This is a genomic window from Pseudomonas sp. GW456-E7 (genome assembly GCF_059424105.1).
Map to the genome: position 1 here is coordinate 43,843 of NZ_JBWKZB010000023.1, position 16,944 is coordinate 60,786.

The 16,944-nt window shown below is 60.0% G+C and carries 13 protein-coding genes; 9 read left to right on the forward strand and 4 right to left on the reverse strand.

Features of this window, described 5'->3' with window-relative positions; all coding sequences use genetic code 11:
• Nucleotides 1-38 precede the first annotated feature (38 nt).
• From AC07YV_RS16280 to rfbC, 3 genes are all read right to left on the reverse strand, one after another.
• A complete protein-coding gene (locus AC07YV_RS16280) occupies nt 39-1,433 on the reverse strand; it encodes a sigma-54-dependent transcriptional regulator (protein ID WP_102700238.1) in 1,395 nt (464 codons plus the stop codon).
• Nucleotides 1,430-3,238, reverse strand: a complete 1,809-nt coding sequence (locus AC07YV_RS16285; protein WP_102700280.1) for a sensor histidine kinase — start codon at nt 3,236-3,238, stop codon at nt 1,430-1,432. The genes AC07YV_RS16280 and AC07YV_RS16285 overlap by 4 nt, the downstream gene beginning before the upstream one ends.
• 93 nt (nt 3,239-3,331) lie before the next feature.
• Nucleotides 3,332-3,877, reverse strand: coding sequence for a dTDP-4-dehydrorhamnose 3,5-epimerase (rfbC, locus tag AC07YV_RS16290; protein WP_102700239.1), 546 nt, complete (start codon nt 3,875-3,877; stop codon nt 3,332-3,334).
• A 258-nt stretch (nt 3,878-4,135) separates the two neighbouring features.
• Between rfbC and AC07YV_RS16295 the strand changes: the two genes are divergently transcribed.
• The 3 genes from AC07YV_RS16295 (at nt 4,136) to AC07YV_RS16305 (ending at nt 8,888) form a co-directional block, all read left to right on the forward strand.
• Nucleotides 4,136-7,048, forward strand: a complete 2,913-nt coding sequence (locus AC07YV_RS16295) for an aminotransferase (protein ID WP_102700240.1) — start codon at nt 4,136-4,138, stop codon at nt 7,046-7,048.
• Between the two features lie 276 nt (nt 7,049-7,324).
• A complete protein-coding gene (gene aguA / locus AC07YV_RS16300; RefSeq protein ID WP_102700241.1) occupies nt 7,325-8,431 on the forward strand; it encodes an agmatine deiminase in 1,107 nt (368 codons plus the stop codon).
• Nucleotides 8,432-8,675: 244 nt separating this feature from the next.
• On the forward strand, nt 8,676-8,888 hold the full coding sequence (locus tag AC07YV_RS16305; RefSeq protein WP_007972820.1) for a hypothetical protein: 213 nt from the start codon (nt 8,676-8,678) through the stop codon (nt 8,886-8,888).
• A 176-nt stretch (nt 8,889-9,064) separates the two neighbouring features.
• Here AC07YV_RS16305 and AC07YV_RS16310 read toward each other — a convergent pair whose 3' ends face one another.
• Nucleotides 9,065-11,158 carry a TonB-dependent receptor gene (locus AC07YV_RS16310; RefSeq protein WP_102700242.1) on the reverse strand — a complete coding sequence of 698 codons (2,094 nt, stop codon included), beginning with the start codon at nt 11,156-11,158 and terminating at the stop codon, nt 9,065-9,067.
• 263 nt (nt 11,159-11,421) lie between these two features.
• Between AC07YV_RS16310 and AC07YV_RS16315 the strand changes: the two genes are divergently transcribed.
• The 6 genes from AC07YV_RS16315 to AC07YV_RS16340 all read left to right on the forward strand — a co-directional run bounded on the left by AC07YV_RS16315 (nt 11,422) and on the right by AC07YV_RS16340 (nt 16,674).
• Nucleotides 11,422-12,093, forward strand: coding sequence for a DsbA family protein (locus tag AC07YV_RS16315; RefSeq protein ID WP_102700243.1), 672 nt, complete (start codon nt 11,422-11,424; stop codon nt 12,091-12,093).
• A gap of 259 nt (nt 12,094-12,352) precedes the next feature.
• Nucleotides 12,353-13,639: an OprD family porin gene (locus tag AC07YV_RS16320; protein ID WP_102700244.1), complete on the forward strand. Its 1,287-nt coding sequence runs from the start codon at nt 12,353-12,355 to the stop codon at nt 13,637-13,639.
• A gap of 182 nt (nt 13,640-13,821) precedes the next feature.
• Entirely contained in the window at nt 13,822-14,409 is a 588-nt protein-coding gene (locus AC07YV_RS16325; protein ID WP_494990325.1) for a PBECR2 nuclease fold domain-containing protein, read from the forward strand.
• Nucleotides 14,410-15,044: 635 nt separating this feature from the next.
• Entirely contained in the window at nt 15,045-15,266 is a 222-nt protein-coding gene (locus AC07YV_RS16330) for a tautomerase family protein (RefSeq protein WP_007972813.1), read from the forward strand.
• Complete coding sequence (locus tag AC07YV_RS16335) at nt 15,263-15,919, forward strand: DsbA family oxidoreductase (protein WP_102700246.1); 657 nt, start codon at nt 15,263-15,265, stop codon at nt 15,917-15,919. The genes AC07YV_RS16330 and AC07YV_RS16335 overlap by 4 nt, the downstream gene beginning before the upstream one ends.
• A gap of 44 nt (nt 15,920-15,963) precedes the next feature.
• A complete protein-coding gene (locus tag AC07YV_RS16340; RefSeq protein ID WP_102700247.1) occupies nt 15,964-16,674 on the forward strand; it encodes an SDR family NAD(P)-dependent oxidoreductase in 711 nt (236 codons plus the stop codon).
• The last annotated feature ends 270 nt before the right edge of the window (nt 16,675-16,944 follow it).

Genomic DNA, 16,944 nt, shown 5'->3' on the forward strand with positions numbered 1-16,944 from the left:
GGGGGCCTCTTGTTTGAAGTGGATGATTGCACGGTAGCTCAGTCGAGGTCGTCAGGGTGGGCCGAAGCGCCACTGTCCGAGAAGCTCAAACCGTGTTTGCGCAGTTTGTCGTGCAGGGTCTTGCGCGGAATGCCGAGGGCTTCGGCGACGCTGCGCACGGAGCTGTGCGAGCGCGCCAGTTCGGCAGCGATGAGGGTTTTTTCGAAGTTCTCCACTTGCTCGCTCAAACCGCCGCTGACCACTTCAACGCTATTGCCAGCGCCGCCTTCCGGCGTGCTGTTGTCGAGGGCCAGTTCCAGCCCGAGGGCAAAACGCTCGGCCGCATTTTGCAACTCGCGCACGTTGCCGGGCCAGGTGTGGCGCAGCAGCAAGGCACGTTGTCCCGGTTGCAGTTCATGGGGCGGCAAGCCGTGGCGGGCACTGGCTTCGTCGGCGAAATGCTGGAACAGCATCAGCGCATCTTCGCCCCGTTCGCGCAGGGGTGGAATCCGCAGCGGCGCGACGTTCAGGCGGTAATACAAGTCGGCACGGAAGCGCCCTTGGTCCGCTGCCTGGCGCAGGTCTTCCTTGGTCGCGGCGATGATGCGGATGTCTAGCGGAATCAGTTGATTGCCGCCCAGGCGCTCGACCACACGCTCCTGCAGCAAGCGCAGCAATTTGACCTGCACATCCAGGCTCATGCTTTCGATTTCATCGAGGAACAAGGTGCCGCCATTGGCGAATTCGAACTTGCCGATGCGGCGTTTCTGCGCGCCAGTGAAGGCGCCGGGCTCGTGGCCGAACAGCTCGCTTTCGACCACTGATTCGGCCAGGGCACCGGCATTGATCGCCACGAACGGACCGTTGCGACGGCCCGATAGATCGTGCAGCGCCCGGGCCACGACTTCTTTGCCGGCGCCGGTTTCGCCGAGGATCAGCACGTCGGCCCTGGTCGCGGCCAGGGCGCCGATCTGCTCGCGCAGGCGCAGCATCGAAGGTGAGTGGCCCACCAGGCGGGCGCTCAACTCATTGCGGTCGCTCAAGGCCAACCGCAGGCTGCGGTTGTCCAGCACCAGTCGGCGCAGGGCCAACGCGCGGCGCACGCTGTCGAGCAAGGCGTCGCTGGCGAACGGCTTCTCGAGAAAGTCATAGGCCCCGGCGCGCATGGCCTGCACCGCGAGTGGCACGTCGCCGTGGCCGGTGATCAGCAGCACTGGCAATTCAGGGTCCTGGGCGTGCAGCTCTGTCAGCAGTTCCAGACCGTCCATGCCGGGCATGCGGATGTCGCTGACCACCACACCCGGCCAGTCGCGCTCCAGTTGCCCGGCCAGGCCCTTGGCTTCGGCCAGCGGCAGGATCTTCAAGCCGGCCAGATCCAGCGTCTGGCTCAAGGCCTGGCGCAAGTGGGGATCGTCGTCGATCAACACGACCTGAATGCGGTTGTCGATGGTCATGCACTTCGGTCCTCGGACGGTTGCAGGCTCACGCCTGGTGCGCCTGCGCGCAGCTTCAGGGTAATCAGGGCGCCGCCTTCCTTGTGGTTGGCGAACGACAGTTCACCGCCGAAGGCGCGCATCAGCGTTTCGCAAATCGCCAGCCCCAAGCCCAGGCCCTGGGTTCGGGTCTTGGTGGTGTAGAACGGCTCGCTGGCGCGTCCAAGGGCCTCCATGCAAAAGCCCGGGCCGTTGTCGCGAATGTACAGGTTGACGCCTTCGGCCGTGGATTGGGCACTCAACCAGAGTTTACGTGGCGGGCCTTTTTCCGTCAGGGCGTCCAGGGCGTTGGCCAGCAGGTTGCCGAGCACCTGGCGCAGGCGGGTTTCCCCGGCCTCGACCCACAGGGTGGCGGCGGGCAGATCACGGATCAGCTCGACGTCCATGCTGCGTCGGCGCTTGGCCAGCAAGGCCAGGGCATCATCCAGCGCCGGTTGCAGGGCCACGCTTTCCGGGGCATGCCGGTCGCGCCGGGCAAAGGCGCGCAGGTGGGCGATGATCGAGGCCATGCGACCGGTCAATTCGCTGATCAGCTTGAGATTGCCGCGGGCGTCGTCGGTGCGCTGGTGGTCGAGCAATATCTCAGCGTTTTCCGCGTAGCTGCGAATCGCTGCCAGCGGCTGATTGAGTTCATGGCTGATGCTCGCCGACATGGTGCCCAGGGCCGACAGTTTGCCGGCCTGGACCAGATCGTCCTGGGCGCGGACCAGTTCCTGCTGGGCCTGTTCGCGTTCCAGTACTTCCTGTTTCAGGCGCCGGTTCAGGCCTTCGAGATCGCTGGTGCGCTCGGCGACCCGGCCTTCCAGTTCGCGGCGGGCCTTGGCTTCGAAAGCAATGCGTTCGAGGTAATGGCGGCGGCGCTGCATCATCAGGCCAAGCAACAGCATCAACACCAGCAGCGTTGCACCGCCGATGGCGACCACCGTGCGCACCGGCCGGTCGATCAAGGTGCGCGGGGCGAGGATACTGACATTCCAGCCGGTTTCGGCGATCTGCTGGGTCTGGGTCAGCCAGGCATTGGGGTTGAGCTCCAGCGGTTTGGGCTCGCGGGTTGGATAGGGCTGGATCGCGGTGATGGCCTTGCTTTCGGCCTCGCTCAACGGACGGGTCGAGCGGAATCTCCACTCCGGTCGCGAGGTGAGAATGACCACGCCGTTGTGGTCGGTCAGCAGCAGTTGTTCCGGGGTTTTGCCCCAGAGGCTTTCGGTGTGGTCGAGGTCGACCTTGACCACCAGCACACCGACGATTTTTTCGCCGTCGCGCACGCCGGCGGCGAAGAAGTAGCCGCGCTTGGCGGAGGTGGTACCCAAGCCAAAGAAGCGCCCGAGCCGCCCGGCCATGGCTTCACTGAAATACGGCCGGAAGGAAAAATTGCGCCCGACGAAACTGTCGTGCTTGTCCCAGTTGGAGGCGGCCAGCGTCTTGCCCGTGGCGTCCATCAGGTACATGACTTCGGCACCGGTCTGGGTGGCGATATTTTTCAGCAGGCGGTTGGCATTGCCCTGGGTGACGCCATCGTCCGGGGTGCCGACAACGGCGCCCAGGGCCGGCAGGTCACCAAGGATTTGCGGCAACACTTCATAGCGGTGCAGGGTGCCCAACAGGTTGGCGACGTAGAGGTCGAGGGTCTGACGATTCTGGCTGGCCAGTTCGCTGCGGTAATAGCGCTCGGCCAGGTGCTCCAGCGGCCACAGCAACGGCGCCAGGCACAGTGCCAGCAGGGCCAGGCTGCGCCAACGGGGTCTGGGGGGGAGAGTCGGTTTCATGAGCAGCATGCGCCTGTGGGTACAGGCGCATTATGCCTAGGCTTGCCCGCCTTGGGTCAGCGGCATCTTGAAAGGCGAGCTTGCGCCGGCCTTTCAGGCAAAGACGTCGGCGTCCTTGAAAAACACGCCGGCCTGATCTTTGGCCGACAGTTGCGGCGTGCCTTCGAGTTGCCAGTCGATGGCCAGGTCCGGGTCGTCCCAGCGAATGCTGCGTTCGGCCGATGGCGTGTAGTAGTCGGTGGTTTTGTACAGGAACTCGGCAAATTCGCTCAGTACAACGAACCCGTGGGCAAAACCTTCCGGGACCCAGAGCTGCCGATGATTGGCGGAGGATAGCCGCACGGCGACCCATTTGCCGAAATGCGGCGAACTGCGACGGATGTCCACGGCGACGTCCAGCACTTCACCGACTGTGACGCGGACCAGTTTGCCCTGGGTATTTTCCAGCTGGTAATGCAGGCCGCGCAGCACACCCTTCTGCGAACGGGAGTGATTGTCTTGAACGAATTCAGTGTCCAGCCCGGTGGCCTCTTTGAAGGCCCTGGCGTTGAAACTCTCGTAGAAGAAACCACGCTCGTCACCAAAGACCTTGGGTTCGAGGATCAGAACACCGGGCAGGTCGGTGGTCACTACGTTCATGGTGGGCTCTCCAGTTGCATGCGTTTAATGGTCGCCATTCTTGCGCAAAGTGCGATGCGAGGCGAGTGCCAGAACCAAAACCTGTGGGAGCGGGCTTGCTCGCGAAGAGGGCGTGTCAGTCACATTCAGGCTGCCTGTCACCCCGCCTTCGCGAGCAAGCCCGCTCCCACAATTGCCCTCCTACCGGCTTGCGGGGGGTTGCGTATCGCCCGAAGCAGTGGCGATATAGGCGCCTAATAAAATTTCAGGGGTTGTTGTATGCCGCTCGCCACGTTGATTCATCGCGCCAGTTTGCCCAGCCCGCAGGTATCTGCGGAGCAAGCGCTAGAGCTGCTGGAGGAACATTACGGGTTCAGCGGCAGACTGCAGGCCCTCGGCAGCCAGCAAGACCTGAACTACCGCGTCGACAGCGAGCGGGGACGTTTCGTCCTGAAAATCTGCCGTGGCGACTACTCGGTCGTTGAGCTTCAGGCGCAGCATGCCGGGCTCAAGCACTTGGGCGCGCACCCCGATGTCCATGTGCCGCGTGTTATCGCGGCGAAAAACGGTGCAGAGCTGCTGTCTCTGGACGTGGGCGGCCAGGCAGTGCACGTTCGCCTGCTCGACTACATCGAAGGCCAGCCGCTGACGAGCCTTGGCCATTTCAACCCGACGGTGGTGTCCGGTTTCGGTCGCCTGTGCGGTGAAATGGACCTGGCCCTGGCGGACTTCGACCATCCGGGCCTGATACGAACCCTGCAATGGGACGCCCGCCACGCTCACGCCCTGATCGCGCACTTGCTGCCGGTGATCAAGGATGAAGCCCAGCGCAAACTGATCGTCGAAGCATCCGCACAAGCCGAGCGGCATTTGCAGCCACTGGAAGCCAAACTGCCGGTGCAGGCCATTCACATGGACATCACTGACGACAACGTGGTGTGGCAGCGCGATGCGCAACGCCATTGGCAACTGCAAGGCGTGATCGATTTCGGTGATCTGGTGCGTACCTGGCGCATTACCGATCTGTCGGTCACCTGCGCCGCGCTGCTGCATCATGGCGAGGGCGATCCGTTCTGCATTTTGCCGGCAATCCAGGCGTACCACGCGGTCAACCCCTTGCAACACGAAGAGCTGCTGGCGCTGTGGCCGCTGATCGTCGCCCGTGCGGCGGTGCTGGTGCTCAGTGGCGAACAGCAGGTCAGCATCGATCCGGGCAATGCCTACAGTCGCGATAACCTGGTCCATGAATGGGAAATCTTCCGGGTGGCCACGTCGGTGCCGTTGGCATTGATGGAAGCGGCGATCCTCACTGCCGTCGGCCAGAACCTGCCGACCATTGGCAGTGAAGGCTTTGCACCGCTGTTGCCAAGCCTGGTGGGGCGAGAGTTCGCCTTGATCGACCTGGGGGTGCTCAGCCCGCATTTCGAGGCCGGGAACTGGGAGCAAGAGGGAGTCGATCAGCGCCTGCTGGATGAGGCGGCTGCGGCGCATGGCCTGGCGGCCAGTCGCTATGGACAGTACCGCCTGTCCCACACCCGCCCGGACAGCGCCACTGAACCGGACACTTGCCCCTTGCACGTCGAGTTGCGTGTGCCTCAGGGCACGACGGTCGAAGCACCGTTTGCCGGTGTGGTGCACCAGCCGTTGGCGGGCGTGCTGCAACTGGACGGCCCGCAATTGAGTGTGCGGCTTTGGGGTGTCACGCCGTCGCTGCACAGTGGCGCGGCGCTGGTCAAAGGCCAGGTGCTGGGTTCGGTCAGCGGGCCGTTGATCGTGCAGTTGAGCCGTGGTGCGTCGATCGATGCGCCGTTGTTCTGCACACCATCGCGCGCCGCTGCCTGGCAGGCACTGTGCCCATCTCCTGCGGCACTGCTGGGGCTGGCCTGTGATGCCGAAGCAGAACTCGACGGCGCGACCTTGCTGGCCCGGCGTGACGCCAGTTTCGCCCGTACGCAAAAACATTATTACGTCGACCCGCCGCGCATCGAGCGTGGCTGGCGCAACCATTTGATCGACATGCAGGGGCGCTCCTACCTCGACATGCTCAACAACGTCGCGGTATTGGGCCACGGTCATCCGCGCATGGCGGCGGTCGCCAGTCGCCAGTGGTCGTTGCTCAACACCAACTCGCGTTTCAACTACGCGGCCGTGGCCGAGTTCTCCGAACGCTTGCTGAAACTGTCCCCTGACGGCATGGACCGCGTGTTCCTGGTCAACAGCGGCAGCGAAGCCAACGACCTGGCGATTCGCCTGGCGTGGGCCTACAGCGGCGGCCGCGACATGCTCAGCGTGCTGGAGGCTTATCACGGCTGGACGGTAGGTGCCGACTCGGTGTCGACCTCGATCGCCGACAACCCCAAGGCCTTGAGCAGCCGCCCGGACTGGGTACATCCGGTGACCGCGCCAAACACCTATCGCGGTGAATTCCGTGGCCCCGACAGTGCGCCGGATTATGTGCGCAGCGTCGAGCACAACCTGGCGAAAATCGCCGAGCAGAAACGCCAACTGGCCGGTTTCATCTGCGAACCGGTGTACGGCAATGCCGGTGGTATCTCGCTGCCACCGGGCTATTTGAAGCAAGTCTATGGCATGGTCCGGGCCCAGGGTGGCGTGTGCATCGCCGACGAAGTGCAGGTCGGCTACGGACGCATGGGCGATTTCTTCTGGGGCTTCGAAGAGCAAGGCGTGGTGCCGGACATCATCACCATGGCCAAAGGCATGGGCAACGGCCAGCCACTGGGCGCGGTCATCACCCGCCGGGAAATCGCCGAGGCACTGGAGGCCGAGGGTTATTTCTTCTCGTCCGCCGGTGGCAGCCCGGTCAGCTGCCAGGTCGGCATGGCCGTGCTGGACGTGATGGAAGAGGAAAAACTCTGGGAGAACGCCCAGATCGTTGGCGGCCACTTCAAACAGCGCCTCGAAGCGTTGATCGATATTCATCCGTTAGTGGGCGCGGTGCACGGTTCCGGTTTCTACCTGGGCGTCGAGTTGATCCGCAACCGCGAAACCCTGGAGCCGGCCACCGAGGAAACCACCGCACTGTGCGATCGCTTGCGCGAGCTGGGGATCTTCATGCAGCCGACCGGCGATTATCTGAACATCCTCAAGATCAAGCCGCCGATGGTTACTTCGCGCCAAAGCGTGGATTTCTTCGTGGACATGCTGTCGAAGGTGCTGGCGGAAGGCCTGTAAACACATTCCCCCCTGTGGGAGCGAGCTTGCTCGCGATAGCGGTCTTTCAGTCGAAAAATCTGTGACTGACACGGCCCCATCGCGAGCAAGCTCGCTCCCACAGAGGTGGTGATGTTAATTCGATTGATATCGGCTTTCTGTCGGTTATTTTTGTAGTTGTGGATTGAAGGTGCTTTAAAAGCCGATATTTATCGGATATAAAGTGACCAGTCCACGGCGTGTACCCATGCGCTTTCTTTTCTGTCAGGCATCAACGCCACTCCGGAGTCCTGAGTCATGACCACGTTGAACAGCACCCCTCGCGCCGACGGCTTCTACATGCCAGCCGAATGGGCACCCCAAACCCAGACCTGGATGATCTGGCCCGAGCGCCCGGACAACTGGCGCCTGGGTGGCAAGCCGGCACAGGCCGCCCACGTGGCCGTGGCCAAGGCCATCGCCCGTTTCGAACCGGTCACGGTGGCGGTCTCCGCCGGCCAGTACGAAAACGCCCGTGCCCGTCTGGATGTGCCGAATATTCGCGTAGTGGAAATGTCCAGTGACGACGCCTGGGTCCGCGACTCCGGTCCGACTTTCGTCATCAATAACAGTGGCGAAGTCCGTGGCGTGAACTGGGACTTCAATGCCTGGGGCGGTTTTGACGGCGGCCTGTATTCGCCGTGGAACCGTGACTCGCAGGTCGGCGGCAAGATCCTCGAGATCGAGCGCAGCCCGCGTTACCGCACCGAAGGCTTCGTACTTGAAGGCGGTTCGATTCACGTCGACGGCGAAGGCTCGCTGATCACCACCGAAGAATGCCTGCTCAACCGCAATCGCAACCCGCACCTGAACCGCGAAGAAATCGAAGCGGTCCTGAGTGCGAACCTGGCTGTGGATAAAATCATCTGGCTGCCGGATGGCTTGTTCAACGACGAAACCGACGGCCATGTGGATAACTTCTGCTGCTACGTGCGTCCGGGTGAAGTGCTGCTGGCCTGGACCGATGATCCGCAGGACCCGAACTACCCGCGCTGCCAGGCGGCGATGAACGTGCTGCAAAGCAGCACCGACGCCAAGGGTCGCCCGTTCACGGTGCACAAAATGCCGATCCCGGGCCCGCTGTTTGCGACCGAGGAAGAATGTGCCGGCGTCGATCCGGTGGACGGTACTCAGGAACGTAACCCGACTGTGCGTCTGGCCGGTTCCTATGTGAACTTCCTGATCGTCAACGGCGGCATCATTGCGCCGTGCTTTGACGACCCGCAGGATGGCCCGGCAAAGGAAATCCTGCAGAACCTGTTCCCACAGCATGAAGTGGTGATGGTGCCTGGTCGCGAACTGTTACTGGGGGGCGGCAATATTCACTGCCTTACCCAGCAGCAACCCGCGCCGCACAAGGAGTGAGTGAGGTTGTAACATCTTGAGTTGACTGCGAAATTTCTCAAGCTGTAAATCAGCCTCCCGCCATGCACAGAGCCCGCAGCCCTTCAGGGTTGCGGGCTTTTTTGTATCTGCCAGGCCACACTTCAGACACCTTGGCACAGCTCTTGTATCTCTGCGGTTGTAACTCGGGGAGGGGGAGGACTTCGATGTTCTGTCATAAACCTTGGATAAGTTAGCCGCTCACAAACCGGGAGAGAGCGCTGAAATGAACGCCGAAGTGAACGTAGTGAGCGACAAGGCGTTGCATCCCCTGGCCGTAAACAGCGAATCGCTCCAGATTCTGGCGCACTGGTTCAAGTCCAATGGAATGCGTCAGATCAGTGAAACTGATCCGCGCCGGACGATGATCGAGCGTTACCCTGCTGGTTTATTCAGCGAGGCGGAACTGGATGCGTTGTGGGATGTAATGGAAGGATAAGAAGAACAACAACGGATTGATCAAGAAAAAGCGCTGCCAGGATGGCAGCGCTTTTTTTTCAGCACACTGAACCCTGTGGGAGCGGGCTTGCTCGCGAAAGCGGTGTGTCAGCATCGTTGCCATTGGCTGACACCACGCCTTCGCGAGCAAGCCCGCTCCCACAGGTTTTTTGGTGTCTAGAAGCTGTAGGTGCCCGTCACCACCAAACTACGCGGTGCCCCCGGCTGGATCTGGAATGCACTGGTCGCCGACGAGTAATACGTCTTGTCGCTGATATTGTTCAGCGCTGCGCGCAAATCCCAATCCTTTTGACGGAAGCCTGCCAAGGCGTCCCAGCGGCCATAACCTGGCAACACGACGGTGTTGAGGTTGTCGGCATAGCGGTCGCCAACCAGGGTCAGGCCGGTTTCGGCGTACCAGCCCATTTCCGGTTTCCAGGTCAGGAACAGGCTGCCGTTGTGCTTGGCCACGTTGTTGATGCGCTTGCCTTCCAGGCCGTTGTTGTCCTTTTCGATGGTTGCGTCCTGCAGACCCACGCCACCGCGCACATACCAGTTGCCGGTAATCCTGCCGGCGGCTGTCAGCTCGATGCCGCGTGAACGTTGCAGCCCGGAAAGCAGGGTAATGGTCGGGTTGTTCGGATCGCTGGTGCGGCGGTTGTAGAGCTCCAGCTCGTAGATGGCCAGCGTGGTACTCAAGCGATCGTCGAGCCAGTCACTCTTGACCCCGATTTCCTTCTGTTTGGTCAGCTCCGGGCTCAGGTCATTGCTGTTGCCCGCAGCGCCTGGAGTGATGCCGATCAAGCCTCCACCGACCGGCGAGAACGTCTTGCTCCAGGACGCGTAGAAGGAGTGATTTTGCAGCGGCGTCCAGACCACGCCAACGCGAGGGCTGGTGCTATGGCTGTCACGGTCTTCGGAAATGTTGCGCACCTTGTTGGTCGACTCGATATCGAACGTGTCGTAACGCAGGCCGGCGAGCAACTGCCATTGATCGTTCAGGCGCAGTTGATCCTGCACATACACCGCCCGGCTTTCGACCTCGGTATGGGTGTTGCTCGACACCACCATGCGCCCGGTATGACGCAAATTGCGGTCGGGGGCGTACAGGTCCAGCGCCGGCACCGGGGAGCTGCCCGGCCCGGAAGTGGCGGCGGTGTACAGCAGCGGGTCGCGTCGCTGGCTGCCGATCTCGATGCCGGTGAGCAAGCGGTGCTCCAGGCCGAAAGTATCGAAGCCACCTTCCAGCTCGACGTTGTTGTAGACGTTGCGGGTATTCAGGTCCTGCTGCCAGTGCTGGCGCGTGACCTTGTTGGTGGCCGGGACATAGCCGCTCAAGTAAGTATTGTCGAAATCGCTGTCGAGCTTGAACACACCCAGGGTCTGGCGCAGTTGCCAGTTGTCGCTCAGTTCATAGGTGAGTTTCGAACGCAGGGATTGCGCCTTGTCGTCGATGAAATCGTTTTCACTGCCGTAGGTGGTATCGCGTCCTACGTCGGCCGGGCGACCGTCTACACCGGGGATGCCACGATCTGGCGTGCGGTTGTAGCGGCTGTATTCGTACTGCACCAACCAGTTCAGGTCGGGTGTCAGCTGCCAGCTCATCGAGGGTGCGAACAGCTGGCGATTGCCACTCACTCCATCGCGGAAGCTGTTCTCGTCCATGTTGCCCATGTTCAGGCGCAGGCTGATGTTCTCGGAAGGATCGGTACTGAGGTCGGCATACAGGCTGCGCAAGTCCTCGCTACCGCCTTGGGCCTCAAGGGTCGAGCGGCGACCGAACTCGGGCAGTTTGCTCACCCGGTTGACGATCCCGCCCTGGCTGCCACGGCCATACAACACGGCGGCAGGGCCTTTCAGGACGTCGATGCGTTCGATGTTGTGCAAGTCGCGCACGTACTGGCTGTCGTCGCGGATGCCATCGAGATAGAAATCGTTGCTGGCGTCGAAACCGCGGATGCGCAGGCTGTCGAAGCGTGTGTCGGCGCCGCTGCTGACGTTGGGGATGCCACTGAGCGCCGTGCCCAGATCGTTGGTGCCGTAATCCATCACGTTCGAGGTTTTGATCGAGTCGATGGTTTGTGGCACGTAGCGCAACGGCGTGGCGGTCCGGGTCGCTGTGTTGGTTTCTGTCACGCGCGGGTCGTCGGCTTCAGCTTCGGCGCTGATCGATGTCGCAGGCAAGGTGGTCGGTGCAGCATAGGAAAAACCGGCAGACAACAAGGCAGAGAGCCCAAGGCTGTAGGGCGCAAGGCGAAAAGGGGCAGGCATTGAAGAGCGCATCCGTAGGATTTTTAGGTTGAAGCATGTGGAGGGCGCGAATAGTAATGCTTGTCATTTGCTGTCGTTAGTAGTTATTGAGAACTGGTCTCATTTGATTGTTTCGAATTGTTTCTGGGTTGATACAAAGGGTTTACGCAGTCATTCGACCGATTCAAGCAACAGACTGAAAGCTGATACGGCGTTTTTCCGGGGTTGCTACGGCACTAATCTGTCGACATCGAATTTTCCTGAATTTCTCTCGGAGCTTTCCCATGATCCTGCACTACATCTATGACCCGTTGTGCGGTTGGTGCTACGGCGCCAAACCGCTGGTGCAAGCCGCCCAGGCTGTGCTGCCCGTGCTTGCCCACGGCGGCGGCATGATGACGGGGGCCAATCGGCAAAGGGTTTCGCCACAACTGCGCAGTTACGTCATGCCCCATGACCGGCGCATTGCCGAATACAGCGGGCAGCCGTTCGGTGAAGCTTATTTCGAAGGTTTGCTGCGAGATCACAGCGCCGTGTTCGACTCGGCTCCACCCATCGCTGCGGTGCTGGCTGCCGAGCAAATGGCAGGTCGCGGGCTGGAGTTGCTGGGGCGTTTGCAAAGTGCTCACTACGTGGAAGGGCGCCGCATCGCCGACGATTCGGTACTGTTTGAACTGGCCAATGATATGGGGTTGGACCCTCAAGCCTTCGAAAGAGCCTTCGGGGCAGCCGACACGGAAGGCCATATCAAGGACAGCCGGGCTTTGCTGGCCAAGCTGGGCGGCCAGGGGTTTCCGACCCTGGCGCTTGAACACAATGGCCAATTCACCCTGATCGATATCGGGCCCTGGCTGGGCAAACCCCAGGCATTTGCACAGTGGCTGGGTCAGTCGCTGCCGGAGCAGCACTCATCCCATTCCGTAGCAGCCTGTGGTCTCGAAGGTTGCGCCGATTGAATATTCCTGCCGCGTAAAGCAATTTCTTAGACGTTTTTCGCCTATTTCTAGAAGATTCATGAAATTGACACGTCGTTAAGGGCGCCGCTACGATTCGGCCCAACGCCTGTGGCCGACCGCCACGACTCAAAAACAATAAAAGGCCCGCCGCGAGACATCGTGGGCGGGCCTTTTTGTTTTCGCCTCGAAATAAGAGCGCAATAGCGCCGTTTCGGCCATTCGACACAGCGCGTATCAACCGCATCAAGGAAAAAACAAAATGTTGAACAAGAGAATCAGCCTGATTGCTCTGGGGATGTTGAGCGCTACACAGGCCATGGCGAACGACCAGGCCGAATCCAAGGGTTTCGTTGAAGACAGCAGCCTCAAAGTGCTGCTGCGCAACGCCTACATCAACCGTGACTACAAAGACGGCAACCCGGATAAATCCGAGTGGGGCCAAGCGGCCATCGGCACGTTCTCGTCTGGCTTCACCCAAGGCACCGTGGGCGTGGGTGTGGACGCTTTCGGCCTGTACGCATTGAACCTGGAGCGCAGTGAAGACCGTAGCGGCGCGCAAGGCATCGACTTCTTCAAAAAGGGCGACAGCGGCCAGCCGGCGGACGACCTGTCCAAGGGCGGCGCAGCGATCAAGTTCCGCCTGTCCAGCACCACCCTGACCTACGGCGACCAGATGCCGGCCTTGCCGGTGCTGAGCTACGACAACTCGCGCCTGCTGCCGGAAAGCTACACCGGTACCCTGATCACCTCCAGGGAGATCAAAGGCCTGCAACTGGACGCCGGTCGCTTCACCGCCGAATCGCGTAAAAGCGCCGAAGGCCGTGACAGCGGTGGCTTGAAGTCGATCAACGTATTGGGTGGTAGCTACCAGTTCACCGAACAATTCAAGGCGGCGCTGTACGCTTCCGACGTCGAAGACGTGCTGAAGAAGCAATACGTGAACGCCAACTACGTGTTCCCGATCGACAAGGCTCAGTCCCTGACCCTGGACTTCAACGGCTACCGCACCAAGCTGGACGACTCCTATGTCCGCGAAAACGGTATCACCGGCGACGACAACAAAATCTGGAGCCTGGCGGCTACCTTCATCACCGGTCCGCACTCGTTCACCCTCGCGCACCAGCGCAGCACCGGTGACAGCAACCTGGGCTACGCCTACGGCGGCTACCAGAAAGATCAAGGCCGCATCGGCGACGGTGGCAACACCATCTACCTGGCGAACTCCTACTGGTCCGACTTCAACGCCGAGGACGAACGCAGCTGGCAACTCGGCTACGGCCTGGACTTCAGCACCTTCGGTGTACCGGGCCTGAGCTACAACTTCGCCTACGTACGCGGTGACAACATCACCACGTCCACCAGCGAAGGCGGCACCGAGCGCGAGATCTTCAACCAGATCAAATACGTCGTCCAAAGCGGCCCGGCCAAAGACCTCAGCGTGAAACTGCGCAGCTCGGTCCTGCGCGTGTCGCAGAAGTCCAGCGAGTACAACGTCAGCGGCAATGAAGTGCGTGTGTTTGTGGATTACCCGATCAATATTTTCTGATGATGGGGTGTGGTAGCGAGGCCTGATCAGAGGCTGAGAAAGAAAAAGCCCCGACTGGTTCGGGGCTTTTTTGTGGCTCATAGGAATTTTCCAAACGGTTCTTTCAATGGCAATGGCAATGGCGATGCCCTTCAAGATTGTCGGAAGTCTCTGAGGGAAAAAGAGGATCCTCCTGATTTCTCGTGACGATTCAACAGGCTGAAATAGCAGTTGTTACCGTTAGAGATCACCGAATGAAAGTTCCGGGGGTAAAGGAAGCTCCTGATCAGGAAAGCTGGAAGGATCTAGGTTTGCCGGATCTGCGGGACATATCGATACCCTTGGAAACCAAGGGGGTTCGAGAGCTACCAGGGGCCGTTGATGTCTGCTCCGCTCTAAGGCAAGTAGCGCTAGGTTTTGGATTGCATGAAGGGACTGACACGGTGCTGATCGAGACGCCATATTTACCCGTGACGGTTCGGCATGAGCATCTACGTCACATTGTGGAAAAACGCCCTAACGCCCGAGAGCGCTTCACTGAGTTTGCTGTAGATACCCTGAAAAATCCCTTGGAAATCTGGCGGGTTTCCTACAGCGATGGCTCCTATCGTCTCGCCTTCATAGGCGCGTACCACACAAAGTACCAAATGTTGGTAGTGATCCATGTTGACCGTGGGTATGTACTTTGGAACTTCATGAATTGTGACAAAAAGGCGCTGAACAAGCACCGGCACGGCGGGTTGGTTTATCAACGTTACCTATTATCCAAACAAAAAAAGCAGCCTGATTAGGCTGCTTTTTTTGAGAAGCTTGCTTGATATTGTGCTCCCTCAAGCAAGGGAGAAGAGGTCTCACCCGAGCGCTGATTTTCAGGTCATCAACGGGGTTCCTAACGCCGACTATTGCCACCTGAAGGCAGTCGGTTTCGCGCTCTTGTGCAGATTTTCTGTCACGGATGACGCTTGTGTCAACCCGAGCGGTAGCCTTGAGGTTGTGTTGGTCAGGTCGGCGAAGTCGCGCATATCGACATCTACGATGGAGACCAATACAAAATGGAGAAATTGATCGAAGCTACTGAAGAATGTGATTCCTCGGCGGAGATGCGGATAGCAGGTGTGCGCGACCCTCTGAATGAGAGCCGCATCAGCTCTATCGCGCAGGGTGAGACTTAACAAATGCATTCTCGATTCAACGCGAACGTGTCGTCCTCAGCGACATGTCCCGAAGACGTGTCGCAAAAAGTGGAAAATTGCGACACGTAAGCAAATGGACGACAGAAAAAACGGTATTGAGTCCTACAGCAATCATTACACCACGTAACGAATGAAGTTCCCGCTCCCACCTTTATCCCCTCCCGCCAACCCCATACATTCATCTCCAACACCTCTCCCATCATCCCGACGGGAAGGTCACTGGAGTTGCCCTCATGCCTTTCGTAACCGTACGCATCACTCGCGATGGCGTTACCACTGAGCAGAAAGCTCAGGTGATCGCCGAAATCACTGAAACACTGGAACGCGTCCTCAACAAGCGCCCTGACCTGACCCACATCGTGATCGAGGAAGTCGACACCGATAACTGGGGTTACGCCGGTATCACCACCACCCAGTACCGCAAGCAACTGGCCGAGGCGGAGGGCAAGTCATGACGTCCTCCATCACCATCGATTTCATCTCCGATGTGGTGTGCCCCTGGTGCGCGCTGGGGGCGACGGCGCTGGAGCAGGCGATCGAGAACGTGGCTGGGGAAGTTTCGGTCGAGCTGACCTACAAGCCGTTCGAATTGAACCCGAATATGCCGGCTGAAGGTGAGCTAGCGGTCGAGCACCTGATGCGCAAATACGGGCGCACGGCTGAAGACGTCGCCGCCGGCAAGGCCATGCAGATCGCTCGCGGCGAGGCCATCGGCTTCAAATTCGATCTGGAGAAGCGCACGCATTTCTACAACACCTTTGATTCGCACCGCTTGCTGCTGTGGGCGTTGCAGGAAGGGCGGCAAGTCGAGCTGAAGAAGGTGCTGCTGCGGGGCTATTTCAGCGAAGGCCAGAACCCGAGTGATCACCAGGCGCTGGTGAGTCTGGCGACTGAAGCGGGGCTGGACGGGGCAGCTGCACAAGAGGTGCTGGCGTCCGGTGCGTTCGCTGCTGAGGTGCGGGAGCTTGAAGCGTACTACCAGCAGCGCGGCATCAATTCGGTGCCGGCCATGGTGCTGAACGGTCGCCACCTGGTGTCCGGCTCGCAATCGGTCGAGTACTACGAACAGATGTTGAGAGAAATGGCCAAGGCACATGCCGACGCTTGATTACAGATTTTCTACCCCACTTTTAATTGTCAGAGGTCTTCATCATGAGCATTTCGAAAAAAGTCATCGTCATCACCGGCGCATCCCAAGGTCTCGGCGACGGTATGGTCAAAGCCTTTCGTGAACTCGGTTACCGGATCGTCGCCACTTCGCGTTCGATCAAGCCGTCCACCGATCCGGACATTCTCACCGTGGCCGGTGACATCGGTGAGCCGGAAACTGCCCGGCGCGTCATCCGTGAAGCGATGTCCCGTTTCGGTCGCATCGATACCCTGGTCAACAACGCCGGGATCTTCATCGCCAAGCCGTTCACCGCGTACACCGCAGAAGACTACGCCAATGTGTTGTCGGTGAACGTCAATGGCTTCTTCTACATCACCCAACTCGCCATCGCCGAGATGGAAAAGCAAGGCAGCGGCCACGTCGTCAACATCACCACCAGCCTGGTGGACCACGCCATCGACGGCGTGCCATCGGTGTTGGCTTCACTGACCAAGGGCGGCCTCAACGCGGCCACCAAATCCCTGGCCATCGAATACGCCAAGCGCGGGATTCGGGTGAACGCGGTCAGCCCTGGCATCATCAAGACGCCGATGCACGGCGCAGAAACCCATGAAGCACTGGGCAATCTGCACCCGGTCGGGCACATGGGCGAGATAGACGATATTGCGCAGGCGGTCGTGTATCTGGACGGCGCCAAGTTTGTTACTGGCGAAATCCTGCACGTGGATGGCGGGCAGAGTGCAGGTCACTGAGGCCTGATTTTCCGGACGACAGAAACAACAAAGCCCTCGTATTTCTACGAGGGCTTTTTTTTGTAGGGTGCCGGCACCAGGAATCGCCCTCTGGAACTAGTGAATACAAGTGGCTTGTCCCGGCGTTTTTCCATGATTCACAGCACGATGAATCAATTCGCCATTCTCCAGGAGGAGCGCTTCACCAGACCGTACATCTAGATTATGATCGCGCTGCCGCCTGACCGTAATCCTCTATAACTACGGGCCATTCCCCCGATCGCTACCCGA

What these genes read in the sequence shown, in the direction of transcription:
- AC07YV_RS16280 (WP_102700238.1), bottom strand. Translation starts at nt 1,433, where the DNA reads ATGACCATCGACAACCGCATTCAGGTCGTGTTGATCGACGACGATCCC.
- AC07YV_RS16285 (WP_102700280.1), bottom strand. Translation starts at nt 3,238, where the DNA reads ATGAAACCGACTCTCCCCCCCAGACCCCGTTGGCGCAGCCTGGCCCTG.
- rfbC (WP_102700239.1), bottom strand. Translation starts at nt 3,877, where the DNA reads ATGAACGTAGTGACCACCGACCTGCCCGGTGTTCTGATCCTCGAACCC.
- AC07YV_RS16295 (WP_102700240.1), top strand. Translation starts at nt 4,136, where the DNA reads ATGCCGCTCGCCACGTTGATTCATCGCGCCAGTTTGCCCAGCCCGCAG.
- aguA (WP_102700241.1), top strand. Translation starts at nt 7,325, where the DNA reads ATGACCACGTTGAACAGCACCCCTCGCGCCGACGGCTTCTACATGCCA.
- AC07YV_RS16305 (WP_007972820.1), top strand. Translation starts at nt 8,676, where the DNA reads ATGAACGCCGAAGTGAACGTAGTGAGCGACAAGGCGTTGCATCCCCTG.
- AC07YV_RS16310 (WP_102700242.1), bottom strand. Translation starts at nt 11,158, where the DNA reads ATGCCTGCCCCTTTTCGCCTTGCGCCCTACAGCCTTGGGCTCTCTGCC.
- AC07YV_RS16315 (WP_102700243.1), top strand. Translation starts at nt 11,422, where the DNA reads ATGATCCTGCACTACATCTATGACCCGTTGTGCGGTTGGTGCTACGGC.
- AC07YV_RS16320 (WP_102700244.1), top strand. Translation starts at nt 12,353, where the DNA reads ATGTTGAACAAGAGAATCAGCCTGATTGCTCTGGGGATGTTGAGCGCT.
- AC07YV_RS16330 (WP_007972813.1), top strand. Translation starts at nt 15,045, where the DNA reads ATGCCTTTCGTAACCGTACGCATCACTCGCGATGGCGTTACCACTGAG.
- AC07YV_RS16335 (WP_102700246.1), top strand. Translation starts at nt 15,263, where the DNA reads ATGACGTCCTCCATCACCATCGATTTCATCTCCGATGTGGTGTGCCCC.
- AC07YV_RS16340 (WP_102700247.1), top strand. Translation starts at nt 15,964, where the DNA reads ATGAGCATTTCGAAAAAAGTCATCGTCATCACCGGCGCATCCCAAGGT.